The sequence below is a fragment of the Lentzea sp. JNUCC 0626 genome, assembly GCF_043632865.1.
Lineage (GTDB): Bacteria > Actinomycetota > Actinomycetes > Mycobacteriales > Pseudonocardiaceae > Lentzea.
Genome location: NZ_CP171635.1, coordinates 7,428,799 through 7,442,888, shown reverse-complemented (window position 1 = coordinate 7,442,888; position 14,090 = coordinate 7,428,799). Strand labels below are relative to the sequence as shown.

General features: G+C 68.3%; 14 protein-coding genes and 1 pseudogene. 4 read left to right on the top strand and 11 right to left on the bottom strand.

Annotated elements, in window-relative coordinates; genetic code table 11:
• The first annotated feature begins 51 nt into the window (after window positions 1-51).
• The gene (locus tag JNUCC0626_RS34220; RefSeq protein ID WP_394614870.1) at window positions 52-681 is read left to right on the top strand and encodes an SCP2 sterol-binding domain-containing protein; all 630 of its coding nucleotides are present in this window, start codon (window positions 52-54) and stop codon (window positions 679-681) included.
• A 19-nt stretch (window positions 682-700) separates the two neighbouring features.
• The gene (locus tag JNUCC0626_RS34215) at window positions 701-1,915 is read left to right on the top strand and encodes an acyl-CoA dehydrogenase family protein (RefSeq protein ID WP_394614869.1); all 1,215 of its coding nucleotides are present in this window, start codon (window positions 701-703) and stop codon (window positions 1,913-1,915) included.
• A 22-nt stretch (window positions 1,916-1,937) separates the two neighbouring features.
• Here the strand turns inward: JNUCC0626_RS34215 and JNUCC0626_RS34210 are convergent, their stop codons facing one another.
• Both JNUCC0626_RS34210 and JNUCC0626_RS34205 read right to left on the bottom strand, forming a co-directional pair.
• On the bottom strand, window positions 1,938-3,125 hold the full coding sequence (locus tag JNUCC0626_RS34210; protein ID WP_394614868.1) for a vWA domain-containing protein: 1,188 nt from the start codon (window positions 3,123-3,125) through the stop codon (window positions 1,938-1,940).
• Entirely contained in the window at window positions 3,122-3,472 is a 351-nt protein-coding gene (locus tag JNUCC0626_RS34205; RefSeq protein WP_394614867.1) for a hypothetical protein, read from the bottom strand. Before JNUCC0626_RS34205 ends, JNUCC0626_RS34210 begins: the two co-directional genes overlap by 4 nt.
• A 203-nt stretch (window positions 3,473-3,675) precedes the next feature.
• On the opposite strand from JNUCC0626_RS34205, the gene JNUCC0626_RS34200 reads away from it, so the two are divergent.
• Window positions 3,676-4,404, top strand: coding sequence for a thermonuclease family protein (locus tag JNUCC0626_RS34200; RefSeq protein WP_394614866.1), 729 nt, complete (start codon window positions 3,676-3,678; stop codon window positions 4,402-4,404).
• 3 nt (window positions 4,405-4,407) lie between these two features.
• On the opposite strand, the gene JNUCC0626_RS34195 is transcribed toward JNUCC0626_RS34200, so the two are convergent.
• The 8 genes and pseudogenes from JNUCC0626_RS34195 to pdhA all read right to left on the bottom strand — a co-directional run bounded on the left by JNUCC0626_RS34195 (window position 4,408) and on the right by pdhA (window position 10,298).
• Window positions 4,408-4,734 carry a hypothetical protein gene (locus tag JNUCC0626_RS34195; RefSeq protein WP_394614865.1) on the bottom strand — a complete coding sequence of 109 codons (327 nt, stop codon included), beginning with the start codon at window positions 4,732-4,734 and terminating at the stop codon, window positions 4,408-4,410.
• 68 nt (window positions 4,735-4,802) lie between these two features.
• Window positions 4,803-5,723 (bottom strand): MerR family transcriptional regulator, encoded by a 921-nt coding sequence (locus tag JNUCC0626_RS34190; protein ID WP_394614864.1) that lies wholly within the window; start codon window positions 5,721-5,723, stop codon window positions 4,803-4,805.
• A 33-nt stretch (window positions 5,724-5,756) separates the two neighbouring features.
• Window positions 5,757-5,933 (bottom strand): hypothetical protein, encoded by a 177-nt coding sequence (locus JNUCC0626_RS34185; protein ID WP_394614863.1) that lies wholly within the window; start codon window positions 5,931-5,933, stop codon window positions 5,757-5,759.
• 98 nt (window positions 5,934-6,031) lie between these two features.
• Window positions 6,032-6,130: pseudogene (locus tag JNUCC0626_RS34180) on the bottom strand (2-oxo acid dehydrogenase subunit E2); the annotation flags it as partial.
• 59 nt (window positions 6,131-6,189) lie between these two features.
• Window positions 6,190-6,477 carry a helix-turn-helix transcriptional regulator gene (locus tag JNUCC0626_RS34175; protein ID WP_394614862.1) on the bottom strand — a complete coding sequence of 96 codons (288 nt, stop codon included), beginning with the start codon at window positions 6,475-6,477 and terminating at the stop codon, window positions 6,190-6,192.
• A 208-nt stretch (window positions 6,478-6,685) separates the two neighbouring features.
• The gene (locus tag JNUCC0626_RS34170; protein ID WP_394614861.1) at window positions 6,686-8,062 is read right to left on the bottom strand and encodes a dihydrolipoamide acetyltransferase family protein; all 1,377 of its coding nucleotides are present in this window, start codon (window positions 8,060-8,062) and stop codon (window positions 6,686-6,688) included.
• 14 nt (window positions 8,063-8,076) lie between these two features.
• Window positions 8,077-9,102, bottom strand: coding sequence for an alpha-ketoacid dehydrogenase subunit beta (locus tag JNUCC0626_RS34165; protein ID WP_394614860.1), 1,026 nt, complete (start codon window positions 9,100-9,102; stop codon window positions 8,077-8,079).
• Complete coding sequence (pdhA, locus tag JNUCC0626_RS34160) at window positions 9,102-10,298, bottom strand: pyruvate dehydrogenase (acetyl-transferring) E1 component subunit alpha (RefSeq protein WP_394614859.1); 1,197 nt, start codon at window positions 10,296-10,298, stop codon at window positions 9,102-9,104. Before pdhA ends, JNUCC0626_RS34165 begins: the two co-directional genes overlap by 1 nt.
• A gap of 354 nt (window positions 10,299-10,652) precedes the next feature.
• On the opposite strand from pdhA, the gene JNUCC0626_RS34155 reads away from it, so the two are divergent.
• Window positions 10,653-12,071 (top strand): M20/M25/M40 family metallo-hydrolase, encoded by a 1,419-nt coding sequence (locus JNUCC0626_RS34155; protein ID WP_394614858.1) that lies wholly within the window; start codon window positions 10,653-10,655, stop codon window positions 12,069-12,071.
• Here the strand turns inward: JNUCC0626_RS34155 and JNUCC0626_RS34150 are convergent.
• Entirely contained in the window at window positions 12,022-14,064 is a 2,043-nt protein-coding gene (locus JNUCC0626_RS34150) for a hypothetical protein (RefSeq protein WP_394614857.1), read from the bottom strand. The genes JNUCC0626_RS34155 and JNUCC0626_RS34150 overlap by 50 nt on opposite strands.
• Window positions 14,065-14,090 lie beyond the last annotated feature (26 nt).

The window sequence follows — 14,090 nt, the reverse complement described above, 5'->3', positions numbered from 1 at the left end:
ATCTACTGGCCAGTAGTCTTACTCGCGAGTAGGTACCAGGAGGTGTTCCGCATGACCGTCGACCTCACCACCGAGGCGATCGCGAAGCTCAGCCCGGCCGAGCTGATCAGCACGTTGCAGCAGATCTCACCGGACGACCCGGCGCTGAAGGACGTGAACATCGACGTCATCGCCCGCGGCATCGACCCGAAGAAGCTGGGCCGCGACGACTTCGCCGCGTTGCTGAACGCCCTGGGCGCGCTGGCCGACGGCGGCGCCGACCTCGACCTGTCGAAGATGGACCCGTCCAACTTCGCCCGCATCATCTCGCGCGCCTCGAAGGACCAGATCGAGGCCGTGGTGGCGGACGCTTCTCTGCGCGTGCGGGTGCTGGACGAGGTGTTCCGCCGCATGGAGGTCCACTTCCGCACGGACCGAGCAGGCGCCACTCGCGCCGTCGTGCACTTCCACGTGCTGGAAGACGTCTACGAGGCCATCATCGAAGACGCCACGTGTGTGATCAACAAGGGCGTGACGCGCGAGGCACGTGCCATCGTGACGCTCACGCCCGCAGACTTCCTGAAGCTCGCGACCGGCAACGCCTCCGCCCCCGTGCTGTTCATGACGGGCAAGCTGAAGGTGAAGGGCGACCTGGGCTTCGCGGCCGGTTTCATGAGCCTGTTCAACATCCCGAAGGCCTGACGGAGAAGGGTTCTGCGCTGTGGGTGGCTTCTCGCTCGAACTGAACGAAGACCAGACCGACCTGCGCGACTGGGTGCACGGCTTCGCTCGTGACGTGATCAGGCCGGCGGCCTCCGAGTGGGACGAGCGCGAGGAAACGCCGTGGCCGGTCATCCAGGAGGCGGCGAAGATCGGCCTCTACGGCTTCGAGGCCCTCGCGACCTGGTTCGCCGACCCGATCGGGTTGTCCCTGCCCATCGCCACCGAGGAGCTCTTCTGGGGTGACGCGGGGATTGCTCTTTCTCTGATGGGCACCGGTCTGGCCGTCGCGGGCATCTTCGCCGGAGGTGAGCCGGAGCAGCTCGCCGAGTGGGTGCCGGAGTGCTTCGGCGACGAGTCGGACCCGAAGCTGGCGGCTTTTTGTGCTTCCGAACCGCAGGCGGGTTCCGATGTCGCCGGGTACCGGACGCGGGCTCGGTACGACTCCGCGACTGATGAGTGGGTGTTGAACGGGCAGAAGGCCTGGGCGACCAACGGCGGTATCGCGAACGTGCACGTGGTGACCGCCGTCGTTGATCCTGCTCTGGGGTCTCGCGGGCAGGCCGGGTTCATCGTTCCGCCTGGTACTCCTGGGTTGTCGTCGCCTGGAAAGATCAAGAAGCACGGAATGCGTGCGTCGCACACGGCCGATGTGTTCCTCGACGACGTTCGGGTGCCTGGCCGGTGTGTGCTGGGTGGGCGGGAGCGGCTGGAGGCTCGGCTCGCTCGTGCCCGTGAAGGGCTGAAGGCCGGCGGGCAGGCTGCCATGGCCACGTTTGAGACGACTCGTCCTACCGTCGGGGCGATGGCCGTTGGTGTGGCGCGGGCTGCTTACGACTACGCGTTGGAGTACGCGAAGGATCGTGAGGCGTTCGGGCGCAAGATCATCGAGAACCAGTCGATCGCCTTCGACCTGGCCAACATGCGGATGGAGATCGACGCTTCGCGGTTGTTGGTGTGGCGAGCGGCTTGGATGGGGCGCAACAACGTGCCGTTCACCGCTGGTGAGGGGTCGATGTCGAAGCTCAAGGCTTCTGAGGTGTCGGTTTGGGCTACCGAGCGGGCCATCCACATCTTGGGTGGGGCTGGGTACACGCGGGATCACCCCGTGGAGCGGATGCATCGGGACGCCAAGATTTTTACGATCTTCGAGGGGACTTCGGAGATTCAGCGGCTCGTGGTGTCGCGGATGATCTCCGGGATGCAGATCAAGTGAGCTGACTCGGTGAGGCAGGCGGTCACGACGCCCAGGTGGCGAAGACCGTGACCGCTCGCCCTGGCGAGTCCACGATGACCCGCCACCCTCCCGGATTCTCTCCGGTCAGCCGGATCACCTCGACCAGGTCCCGCTCACCATCGGTTTCCACGGTGATCTCACCGAACCGGCCCGACTTCGGTACCGGCCGGTTTTCCGAGTCGAACAGCCGCACGTTCACGTCGGCAGCGTCCTTCAACAAGACGATCGCGGCTGCCTTCGCCCCCTCTGGCACCCTCACCGTGAACTGGACGTCCCTGTCCTGCAAGTTCTGGACCGATGCGACACCGGCGCATTGGGCATCGGCGGTTGACTGCGCCAACCCTGCGATGAGACCAGCCGAGGTCCACACGGTGAGCGCCCCCGGCCGCCGGAGGACGTCGTCGCACGAGCCGGGGTAGCCACCGGCGGCAAGCTCCGAAAGGGCCTCCCTGTCCACCTCGGGGCCGAAGCCGATCGGCCAGATCTGCACGTTCCCGTTGCGCGCTTTGGAGGTTTCCTCCTTCAACGCCCGGTCTGCCTCCGGGTCGGTGTCGACGTCGAGCCTGCCGTCGGTGAGCAGGAAGATCATTCGCCGGTCGCCTGGTTCCGTGCCGACGAACTGGCTGAGCGCCTCCCTCATCGCGGCGACGTGGTTGGTGCCGCCGTTGGGGCGACGGTTCTCCAGGTTCTTGATGCAGTCGGACATCGCGTCGCGCTCCGCCTTGCCGGCGAGTGTCCTCATCGGGCACAGGACCTGCGCGTCGTCGGAGAATCCCAGCACCGCCACCGATGATCGCGGGGAGAGCTGGGACCGCACCACGAACTCGGCCGCTTGGCGTTCGTGCGCCAGGTCTTCCGGTGTCATGCTCGCCGACTCGTCCAGGGCGATGACGATCCTGCTGGTGTGCACCTCGACGGACTCCACCGCGACCGTGTTCAGGCTCGGTGGGCCTGGGGTGACGACCCACACCGCCAACGTCACCACGGCGACGATCGACGCTGCCGCGAGCAGGGGGCCGAAGAAGGACCGCTGCCTCGCGGGTTGGGTCTGCTCGACGGGTGGCGCCAGGGTCGGGGTGCCGAGCAGGGCGGCCAGGTAGCGGCGGCCGAACGACCCCTCGACCGGGGAACGGTCTGGGCGTCGTGCGGTGAGGTCGGCCCAGCAGCGGGTGCGGTAGGCGGTTTTCACTTCGCCGCCGCCTCGTCGGCCTGGATCGCCTGGCGTGCGTTCTTGAAGGTGCCGAGTTGTTGGAGGACCGCCGGTCCGGAGGCACCGACGGCGATCGTCGCGGCCACGCCGACCAACTGGTCGTGGAAGACGCCCGCAGCGGCGGCGCCGAGCAGGATGCGCGTGGTCGCCACCGCGGCCAGTACCGGCAGGTCGACGAACCGGCTCAGCGGCGGGAGTTTCGTGTTGCCGCGCTGCCGTTTCTGCTGGCGCTCGTCCTGCCAGGCGTTGAGACGGGCGAACACGGCGATGACCTCCACGAGAGCGCCGCCTGCCGCGCCGAGACTCATCGCTGTGTAGAGATCCATCCGACTCCCCGGCCTCCTGGGTCGGAACGACCCAAACGTCGTGCCTATCGCCGGGGGCGGCTGATCCGTATCAGTGAAGTTCGCGCGGTCAGTCTTTTGGCCCAATGCGTTCGAGTCGCGTTTGGTGATGCTCCGGACGCGCGGAGTAACACCCTGCTCCGTTGCGCCGATCAGCCCAGTAGATCGGCGTTAGGGGGATCGTGATGGTGCTCCCGGATGTGTTGATGGCCGCCGCGGTCCTGGTCGGGGCCGCGGGCAGCGCCTGTGTCGTGGTGCTCGTGGACCAGCCTGAGCCTGAACCAGTGGTCAGCCGGGTGGTTCGGGTGGTCGACGCCGGGACTGTTGAGGTGCGCGAGGGCGATCGCGTTGTGAGCGTGCGGCTTGCGAACGTTGCCGCGCCTGCTGCGGACGAGTGTCTGTACGCGGAGTCGAGGCGGGTGCTCGGCGAGTTGTTGCCCGAAGGCGCCGCGGTGACGGTGAAGTGGGACGGGGCGGTCGCCGCGCTGTCCACACAGGACGGTCTGGTCAACGCCGCGTTGGTCGGCGAAGGGCTGGCTGTGCCCACGGCTGAGGGCACTCGGTTCTTGGATGCGGTGAAGCGGGCCAACAACTCTGCTGTGGAGCAGCAGAAGGGGTTGCACTCGCCTGATGTGCCCTGCACGTTGCCTGGGCGGGTCAAGGCGATCACTGATGCCGCGGCTGTGGTCGAGGCTCAGTCGTTGCGGGCCGGCAAGACCGAGTTGACGGTGGCCGCGGACACGGCGAAAAGCGCCATCGGGTTGGTGGAGCAGTTGGCGAAGCCCGGCGGGTTGACCTGGGACGCGGTGGCTCCTGTGGAGCAGACGGTGTTGTTGGCCAAGGTCACCAAGGCGGTGCCCACGTTGTACCGCAAGGAAGCTGAGCTGCGGAACGTCGTGAAAGGGCTGCGGTGACTCTCAGAGCGGCAGGGTCAGGATTGCGCCCACTCGCTTGAGTTCGCGGTGGTGCACGGCCAGGTGGACCACGTCGTGCGGGCGGCGGAAGCGGAGCACCACGAAGTTCGGGTGTGGTGGGTCCTGGTCGACGATCTGTTCCACGCGGCCTTCGGCGTCGCTGAAGACGATGCGTTCGTCCCAGATGATTTTGGTGGGGCCGAAGAACAGTTCGCCCTCTTGCCACTCGCCGTCGATCAGGACGTCGCCGTCGCCGCGCGAACGGTCCTCCTCGGTCTGGCCGAACGTCTCGCCGAGGACGGCACCGAAGATCTCGAACAGTGCGGACATGACGAACCCCCTTCGTTGCCACGGAAACGAGCTGGGCGCCCAGCTGGTTCCCGCAGTGCCGTGAAGGTTTAGCCGAACGGTTGGCCGGCTTCGCGCAGCCAGGCGCGTTCCCGCGAGTGGTCGGGCATGGCGGGCCAGCCGTTGACCTTCGCGATCAGCACCCAGTAGCGCTCGGCGCGCGGGTCGGCGAAGTCGGAGAGTTCGCGCAGCTTGGCAACGAGGGTCTCGTCGTTCGGCAGGCCCAGCGCTTCCGCCCAGTTGGCGTTGACGCGGGCCACGACGGCCTGTGCTTCGGCGGACTCCGGCGCGATACCGGCGTCGAGCGCCTCCCGGGCCTGGGCGATGGCGAAGTTGAACGCCTCCATCTGGTTGTCCCCGGGCGGGCTCATGTCCTTGCCGTCGCGGCGCTGTTCCTCGTGCTGCTGCGACATCCGCTTGACGGCCGCGCGGAAGTCCGGGTCCTGCACGAGCTTCGCGAGCTCGACCCACGCCTCCAACTGCTCGGTCGACGGGTCGTCCGGCAGCTCGACGCGCACGGACCGCATGTGCTGCTCGAACTGCGGATCCAGCTCGTACGGCCCGAACACCTCCTCGAAGAAGTCGTCGAGGATGCGCTGGCGCTCCTCGTCCGACATCCGAGCCAGTTCGTTCATCAGTTCCATCTCCCCTCCCTTGGCGACGGCACGCAGCACGGCTCGCCTGAGCCGCAACGTCCTCATCTGCGCGTCGATCGCGTCCGCGTGTGCCCGCGCCACGTCCGTCACCGACACCTCACGCGCCAGCACGCGACCGGCCGTCGGCAGGTCCACGCCCAGGTCTCTGAGCGTGCGGACCAGCTTCAGCCGCGCCACGGCGTCCACGTCGTAGGTGCGGTAGCCACCGGTGGTCCTGTCCGCGGGCGGAATGAGGCCCGAGTCGGAGTAGAACCTGATGGTGCGGACGGTGAGTCCGGTCATCCTGGCCAGCTCACCGATCTGGTAGCGCGTCACGAGAGAACTGTGCAGTCTCCAGTAGGGGGAGAGTCAAACCCTCGGCTGCGGCGGGTTCATCACGACGATCAGGAACGTGGCGATCGGGCCGAGGAGCAGGGACAGCAGGAACCAGGCGAGGCCGCTGCGGCCCTTGGCCTGCGCCAGTCCGGCGTTGATCAACGTCAGGGTGCCCCAGCCGGCGAAGTACTCACCACTCGTCTCGATCATGTCCGGCAGCGTTTCACGACGTCAGACGAGGTGTGGGAAACGACGAGGGGTCCCCCGCCCGCTTCACGCGAACGAGGGACCCCCGCAGAGCACGTAGCTCAGTAGGTCATCGCGATGCCCGGCTCGGCCAGCAACGCGCCGACGTCGGCCAGGAACTGCGAACCCTGCTGGCCGTCCACCACGCGGTGGTCGAACGTGTGGTTGAACAGCGGAAGGTCGCCGCACCTGGGCTGCGGGGGACCTTCCGACAGTCGCTTCAGCTGGCTAGATCAATCCTGCTGACGTTGAGAGTCAACACATACGTGTTGGGCGCCTGACGACCGTCCTGCCGCCAGTTCCGCTCACGCCGCAGAAGATTCGCCTCTTCGAGGTTTGCAGCCGCGCGCGTTACCGTGCGCTTGTGCCGTCCAAGGGCACTCGCGAGCTGTGCGATGGATACCGTCATGACTCCGTCGACGGCGTTTTCAGCGAGGTACTGCAGCAGGCTCTTGTCAGTCGGGTCGTCCAGAACAATCTGGCGTGCCCAGTGAATACCGGTGTTCATGAAGGTTAGGGCCCTCTCGGCTTCGGGTGGCGTATTTCCCACCGTCATTCGCGAGGTCGCGCAGTTCTGCCACAGGAGGATCTGAAGTCGTTTCCATCACGTCAACAACGATTTCACATCTGCGGAAACCATCACACCCACCTGTTTGAACTGCAAAAACGCGAAAGGCCCCCGTGCCGAAGCGACGGGGGCCTGTTCGCGACCGAACTCAGTAGGTCATCGCGATGCCCGGCTCGGCCAGCAACGCGCCGACGTCGGCCAGGAACTGCGAACCCTGCTGGCCGTCCACCACGCGGTGGTCGAACGACAGCGCGAGCTGGCAGATCTTGCGGACCTTGATCTCGCCGTCGACCACCCACGGCATGTCGCGGATCGCGCCCAGCGCGAGGATCGCGGACTCGCCCGGGTTGAGGATCGGCGTGCCGGTGTCGACGCCGAAGACGCCGACGTTGGTGATCGTGATGGTGCCGTTCATCATGTCGGCCGGTGACGTCTTGCCGTCGCGGGCGACCGTGGCGAGTTCGTCCAGTGCGACCGCGAGTTCCTTCAGGGACATGCGGTCTGCGTCGCGGACCTTCGGGACCACCAGGCCGCGCGGCGTGGCTGCCGCGATGCCCAGGTGGACGTAGTCCTTGTAGACGATCTCGTTGGCGGCGGCGTCCCAGGTGGCGTTGACGTCCGGGGTGCGGCGGGCCGCGAGGATGACCGCCTTGGCGCAGAACGCCAGCGGGGTCAGCTTCACGCCGCGGAACTCCGGCGCGTTCTTGAGGCGCGCGCGCAGTTCCATCATCGGGGTGACGTCTACCGTGAGGAACTCGGTGACGTGCGGTGCGGTGAACGCGCTGTCCACCATCGCCTGTGCGGTGGCCTTGCGGACGCCCTTGATGGGCACCCGGCGTTCGCGCGTGCCGTTGTCCACAGAGGACACAACAGCGGGAGCGGTCGGGGCCGAGACGGCCGTTTCCACGTCCTCGCGGGTGATCACGCCGCCGGGGCCGGAACCCGTCAGGGCGTGCAGGTCGACGCCGAGGTCCTTGGCCAGCTTGCGGACCGGCGGCTTGGCCAGCGGGACGTAGCCACCAGGCGCCTGCACCGGAGCAGCGACCACCACGGGAGCGGGGGCAGCGACCGGAGCGGGCGGTGCCACGACGGCCGCGGCCGGAGCAGCGGCGGGCGCGGAGTCCTTGCGGGCACGGCGCTTCGCGGCACCGGACTTCGGGCCGTAGCCGACGAGCGTCGCGATGCGTCCGCCCGGCATCTCCTCGCCGATCTTGCCGGACGAGGTGCCGTTCGCCTCTGCCGCAACGGGAGCAGCAGCAACGGGTGCGGCCGCGCCGCCGGGGTCGGTGTCGATCGTGATGATCGGGACACCCACCTCGACGGTCTGGCCCGGCTCGGCCAGCAGTTCCGTCACGACGCCTGCCCACGGGCACGGCAGTTCGACGGCGGCCTTGGCCGTCTCGATCTCGACGATGATCTGGTTGACCGTGACGGTGTCGCCCGGCTTGACGTGCCAGGTGAGGATGTCGGCCTCGGTCAGCCCCTCTGCCGTGTCGGGCAAGGGGAATTGCTTGTACTGCGGCATTTCCGGTTGTCCCCTTACCAGGCGAGAGAGCGGTCGACGGCGTGCAGCACCCGGTCGAGGTCGGGGAGAAACTCCTCCTCGAGCTTCGACGGCGGGTACGGGGTGTCGAAACCGGTCACCCGCAGCACCGGTGCCTGCAAGGAGTAGAAGCACTCCTGCTGGACCTTCGCTGCAATCTCGCTGCTGATCGAGGCCTCGGACGGCGCCTCGGACACGACGATCAGACGGCCGGTGCGGCGCACCGAGTCGTAGACCGGCGCGAGGTCGAGCGGCGACAGCGTGCGGAGGTCGATGACCTCCAGCGACGTGCCGTCCTCCGCTGCGGCCGCGGCGGCGTCCAGCGACGTGCGGACCATCGGGCCGTACGCCACCAACGTCGCGTCGGTGCCGGAACGCAGCACGCGCGACTCGAAGAGCTTGCCGGGCGTGGCGGTGGTGTCGACCTCGCCCTTCTCGTAGTAACGGCGCTTCGGCTCGAAGAACAGCACCGGGTCGTCGCAGTCGATCGCCTGCTGGATCATCCAGTACGCGTCGGCCGGGTTCGAGCACGAGACGACCTTGAGGCCGGCGGTGTGCGCGAAGTACGACTCCGGGGACTCCGAGTGGTGCTCGACCGCACCGATGCCGCCGCCGAACGGCACGCGGATCACCATGGGCAGCTTGTTCTTGCCCTGGGTGCGGTAGTGCAGCTTCGCGACCTGCGACACGATCTGGTCGAAGCCGGGGAAGATGAAGCCGTCGAACTGGATCTCGCACACCGGGCGGTAGCCGCGGATCGCGAGGCCGACGGCGGTGCCGATGATGCCGGACTCCGCGAGCGGCGTGTCGAGCACGCGCTGCTCACCGAAGTCCTTCTGCAGGCCGTCGGTGATGCGGAAGACGCCACCGAGCTTGCCGATGTCCTCGCCCATCATGATGACCTTGGGGTTGGCTTCCATCGACGCCCGCAGGCCCATGTTCAGGGCCTTGGAGATCGTGAGCGTCTGCACGGGCGAAGCCGCGGCGGCCGCTGTGGAACGGTCCATGGTCGGAGCAGCCATCAGTGCTCACCTCCAGCAAAACCCGAGACGTAGTCGAGGAATTCGTCGCGCTGCGCGTCGAGGACGGGGCTGCCCTCGGCGTAGACGTTGCTGAAGATCCGTTCAGCGGGCGGGTCGGGCATGTTCGTGCAGAACTCCCGCAGTTCCTCGCCCAGCTTGTCGGCGTCAGCTTCGACGCTCTCGAAGAACTCGTGGTCGGCCCACTGCTGGCGGACCAGGTAGACCTTCACGCGCTCGATCGGGTCCTTGAGCTTCCACATCTCGAGCTCGTCCGACAGCCGGTAGCGCGTCGGGTCGTCGGAGGTGGTGTGCGCGTCCATCCGGTAGGTGAACGCCTCGATGAGGATCGGGCCGTTGCCGTGGCGGCACTCGTCCAGCGCCCACTTCGTCACGGCGAGCGTCGCGAGGACGTCGTTGCCGTCGACGCGGATGCCGGGGAAGCCGTAGCCACGCGCGCGCTGGTAGAGCGGCAGGCGCGACTGGCGTTCGGTGGGCTCGGAGATGGCCCACTGGTTGTTCTGGCAGAAGAAGACGAGCGGCGCGTCGTAGACCGCGGCCCACACGAAGCCCTCGTGCACGTCACCCTGGCTGGTCGCGCCGTCGCCGAAGAAGCACATGGTGGCTTCTCCCTCGTCGTCGCCGACCTTGCCGTCGAACTTCTGGCCCATCGCGTACCCGGCCGCGTTGAGGACCTGGTTGCCGATGACGATCGTGTAGGGGTGGAAGCGCTTCTCGACCGGGTCCCAGGTGCCCTGGTCCGTGCCGCGGAAGATGCCGAGCAGCTCCGTCGGGTCGATCCCGCGGGTCCACGCGATGCCGTGCTCGCGGTAGCTCGGGAACGCCATGTCCGTCTGACGCATCGCGCGACCGGCCCCGATCTGGGCGGCCTCCTGACCGAGCAGCGGCACCCAGATGCCGAGCTGGCCCTTGCGCTGCAACGCGTTCGCCTCGCGGTCGACGCGGCGGATCAGGACCATGTCGCGGTACAGACCGCGCAGCTCCTCCGCCGTGATGTCGATGTCGAAGTCCGGGTGCTGGACCCGCTCGCCCTCGGGGGTGAGGAGCTGCACCAGGTCGGCGCCGCCCTCGTCTGTCGCTCGCAAGCCTGCGATCACCTGTTCCGCCGTCGGTTTCGCGGCAGTGGCGGCCGGCGCTGCATCCGGCTCAGGGTGCGTCCATTGCTCAGGGGACGACATGCGCCTTCTCCTCTGTCTACTCCGACCGCCTGATCGCTCGTGACGACCTCGTGCGGCGACGTCGGCGGTCGCCGCCAACCCTGTGGGGCCGGAGGCAGCCGTCGACGGTGACGGTGGCTTACGACCACATCCTGACACGGCCTCACCCGAGTTGGTGAGACCCGTCCCACTTCGTAACACACGAGTCAACGTTCTGATCAGCGACAACAGTCGGAAGTTCGACCTTTTGTCCTCCGACTAGGCCGTCCGACTAACGGACATCGTTGTCCCGGTTACCGATCGTTAACTTCGTTCGAGGTCTCAGGGAAGAGGCTACGGACGCGGGCGGAGGCGGAGTCGTGACAGGATCGAGAGGTGGACCGCTCAGTTGTGACCAGCACCGTCAGGACGCTCTGGGACGACGACATCGTCCCGAGCCTGTCTCAGCTCGTCGCCGTGCCGGCGATCTCTCCCGCGTTCGATCCCGCCTGGGAAGAACACGGAGAGTTGGCGGCCGCGATCGAGCACGTGCGCCTCTGGATCGAGTCACGGTCGATCCCCGGCGTGCAGCTCGACGTCGTCCAACTGGCGGGACGCACGCCGCTCCTCGTCGTGGACGTGCCCGCGTCCGGTAACTCCTCCGACGACACCGTGTTGCTCTACGGACACCTGGACAAGCAGCCCCCGGTGGGTGGCTGGGGTGAAGGGCTCGGTCCGTGGACCCCGGTGCTGCGTGACGGACGTCTCTACGGACGTGGCGCGGCCGACGACGGTTACTCCGGTTATGCCGCAATTGCCGCAATCGAGGCCGTGCGCGCGGCCGGCGGGTCGCACTCGCGGTGCGTCGTGCTGCTGGAGACCGGCGAGGAGTCGGGTTCGCCCGATCTGCCCGCCTACCTGGAACACCTCTCGGACCGCCTGGGCCGGGTGGCGCTCGTCGTCTGCCTGGACTCCGGCGGTTCCGACTACGACCGCATGTGGCTGACGACGTCGCTGCGCGGGTTGGTGCAGGTCACGGCCACCGTGCGGGTGCTGGAGGGCGGCCTGCACTCCGGCATGGCCTCGGGCATCGTGCCCTCGTCGTTCCGGATCGCCCGCCAGTTGCTGGACCGGATCGAGGACTCGGAGACCGGCGAGATCCTGGTGCCGGAGATGCACGTCGAGATCCCGGCCGGACGGCTGGCCGAGGTCCGGGACGCCGTCGCGGCGGCTCCAGGTGCGCTGTGGGACCCGGTCCCGCGGGTCGGCGACCTCAAGCCGATGTCCGACGACGAGGTCGAGCTGGCGCTGAACTCCGGGTGGCGGCCGACCCTCTCCGTCACCGGTGCCGAGGGACTGCCGCTGCCGGACGACGCGGGCAACGTGCTGCGGCCCTTCACCTCGCTGGTGCTGTCGTTCCGGTTGCCTCCCACGGCGTCCGCTTCCGCGGCGTTGGAGGCGGTGCGGGCGAAGCTCACGACCGACGTGCCCTACAACGCGACCGTGGAGCTCTCCCGGGTCGAGTCGGCCGACGGCTGGAACGCGCCGGAGCTGGCGCCCTGGTTGTCCGCGGTGCTGGACGACGCGGGCAAGGAGATCTTCGGCGCGCCCTGGCGGACCGTGTCGCTCGGCGGCTCGATCCCGTTCATGGGCCTGCTGCACGAGGCCTACCCGGAGGCCCAGTTCGTGGTGACGGGCGTGATCGGGCCGGACTCGAACTGCCACGTGCCGGACGAGTGGCTGCACCTGGCGCACGCGGCTCGGGTCACCGAGGCGGTCGCGCTGGTGCTGGACGCGCAGTCGAAGCAGAGCTGAATTCTTCGAGCAGGGCCAGGCCGGTAGCCGGGTTGCTCCCCGCGTAGCGACGCGCTCTCGCGAGTGCGTCGACCTGCGCGGGGACGACCTCGGCGAGGTCGTCGGTGAAGTGGTCGCGGACGACGGCGAGGAACGCGATCCGCGCCGCCGCCCGGTCCCCGAGGTCGCCGATCGCGGTGTGCTCCTTGGCGTACGCGGCCTGCACGCGGTCGCGCAGGACGTGCAGGTCCGGGTCGGGATCCGCGAGCACGCGCAGCAGTTTCGTCACAGCGTCGCGGTCGTCCAACGCCGTCAGCGCGTCGCTCGTCGTCTTGCACACCCGGTCCAGCTCGTCGGCGACGAGCTTCTCGGTCACGGCCGCCAACGACGTGCCGCGCGGCTGCCGGACGATCGCGCGGGCCGAGCGGGTGAGCTGCCGGGCCAGGCCCCCGGAGAACACGTAGGCGAGCGCCACGAACATCTCCGGCAGCCCCTCCACGGACCTGCTGATCAGGCCGCGCGCCAGCTGGAAGTCCAGGTAGTCGACCCGGACGACCTCGTCGAACGAGCTGTCGAAGACGCTGCGCAACCCCATTCCCGCCAGCTCGAAGTCGTGCTGGGCCTCGGTGGACACGGACATCAGGTAGTAGCAGCCGGGCACGTCGAACACGGCCTTGATCTCGTTGAGGAACCTGCGGGCGGGCTCACCCGCGCCGATGCGGTCGATCTCGTCGATCGCGATCACCACGCGCACCGGGTCCAGCGTGCGGGCCACGTCGCGGACGAACGTGCGGAAGTCGTCCACCACCTCGGGATACGTCCGCGGACGGCCCGCCAGGCTGGTGGCTCGCTTGTAGGCCAGCTCCGCGCCCCGGAACCCGAACTTGCCGCTCGTCTCGCCGGTCAGGGTCTGGACGTACGCGATGTCGCGGAGGCCGCGCTGGGCCGCCCTGGCCAGCTGAACCCGCCCGTCGTGCCGGCGGCGCCAGACGACCTTGGGAGCGGACTCGCGGAGGTGGGCGAGCACCGCGTGGCAGGCCTGCGCGTACAGGTGCAGCACGAACTCGCGCGGGACGTAGTCGACCGGCGCCGCGACCAGCACGCTCAGGTCGGCGGCCTGGCCCCGGCGACGGTAGGCGCCCCGGCAGAAGGCCCTCAGCAGATTGGTCTTGCCGGAGCCGCGCGGGCCGGCGAGCGCGAAGCTGCCACCGTCGAGGGAGTCGACCAGGTCAGCCAGCTCCCTGCCGGCGGGCACCGGCTGGTGGCTGATCAGCGAGCCACCTCGGTGCAGGTTCCGGGCGTCGTCGAACGTCAGCTCGGTGCCGGGCACGATCCGGGTACCGCCCAGCTCGGCGCGCAGTGCGGGCAGGACGCCGTCGTACAGCATCGCCGACCGCCATTCCCTGAGCGCCTGGTCCGTCGCGGCGGTCCTGCCGGCGATCATCGCCGGTGGCAGGAGCGCGGCGGTGACCTCGATCAGCAAGCCCGCTCCCCACATGACCCCCAGCCCGAGCGGCGCGGTGGCGAGCAGCCAGGGCCAGGGCCACACGAACACCGCGGCGATGTTCACCAGGAGGGCGGTGAGGGCGATCCAGCTCAGCCCGAAGACTCCCCAGAACCACGCGACCGTCCGGCCGATCGCGGTCACGTACGACACCCCGAGCACCAGCACCGCGATCCCGGCGGCGATCGCGGCGTTGCGGCCGACGGGCAGCGCCGGGTTGCCGTTGACCCCGTACTTGAACAGCAGAGACCAGAGCACGTAATCCGTCACCGGAACCACGACGAGCAGCACGCAGCGCCACAGGAACGGGCGTTTCGCCGCGATGCGAGCGAGAGACCGAGCACGCACGTTCCCGCCCCTGAGCTTCGCGTAGCGGTCGTGGTGCGCACGCGCGGAAGCGACGATCCACGGCTTGGCATCGCGCAGCACGGCCCGCAACGCCTCGCGCTCGCCATGAGGCGCTTCCAACGCCGCCTCGACGGCCTCCTCGAAGACCTCGTCTTCGGTCACCCGTGCATCGTGCGCTCGTACGGGTC

Coding starts and splice junctions, on each gene's coding strand:
- JNUCC0626_RS34220 (WP_394614870.1), top strand. CDS start 52: ATGACCGTCGACCTCACCACCGAGGCGATCGCGAAGCTCAGCCCGGCC.
- JNUCC0626_RS34205 (WP_394614867.1), bottom strand. CDS start 3,472: ATGGATCTCTACACAGCGATGAGTCTCGGCGCGGCAGGCGGCGCTCTC.
- JNUCC0626_RS34200 (WP_394614866.1), top strand. CDS start 3,676: ATGGTGCTCCCGGATGTGTTGATGGCCGCCGCGGTCCTGGTCGGGGCC.
- JNUCC0626_RS34195 (WP_394614865.1), bottom strand. CDS start 4,734: ATGTCCGCACTGTTCGAGATCTTCGGTGCCGTCCTCGGCGAGACGTTC.
- JNUCC0626_RS34185 (WP_394614863.1), bottom strand. CDS start 5,933: ATGATCGAGACGAGTGGTGAGTACTTCGCCGGCTGGGGCACCCTGACG.
- JNUCC0626_RS34175 (WP_394614862.1), bottom strand. CDS start 6,477: ATGAACACCGGTATTCACTGGGCACGCCAGATTGTTCTGGACGACCCG.
- JNUCC0626_RS34170 (WP_394614861.1), bottom strand. CDS start 8,062: ATGCCGCAGTACAAGCAATTCCCCTTGCCCGACACGGCAGAGGGGCTG.
- JNUCC0626_RS34165 (WP_394614860.1), bottom strand. CDS start 9,102: ATGGCTGCTCCGACCATGGACCGTTCCACAGCGGCCGCCGCGGCTTCG.
- pdhA (WP_394614859.1), bottom strand. CDS start 10,298: ATGTCGTCCCCTGAGCAATGGACGCACCCTGAGCCGGATGCAGCGCCG.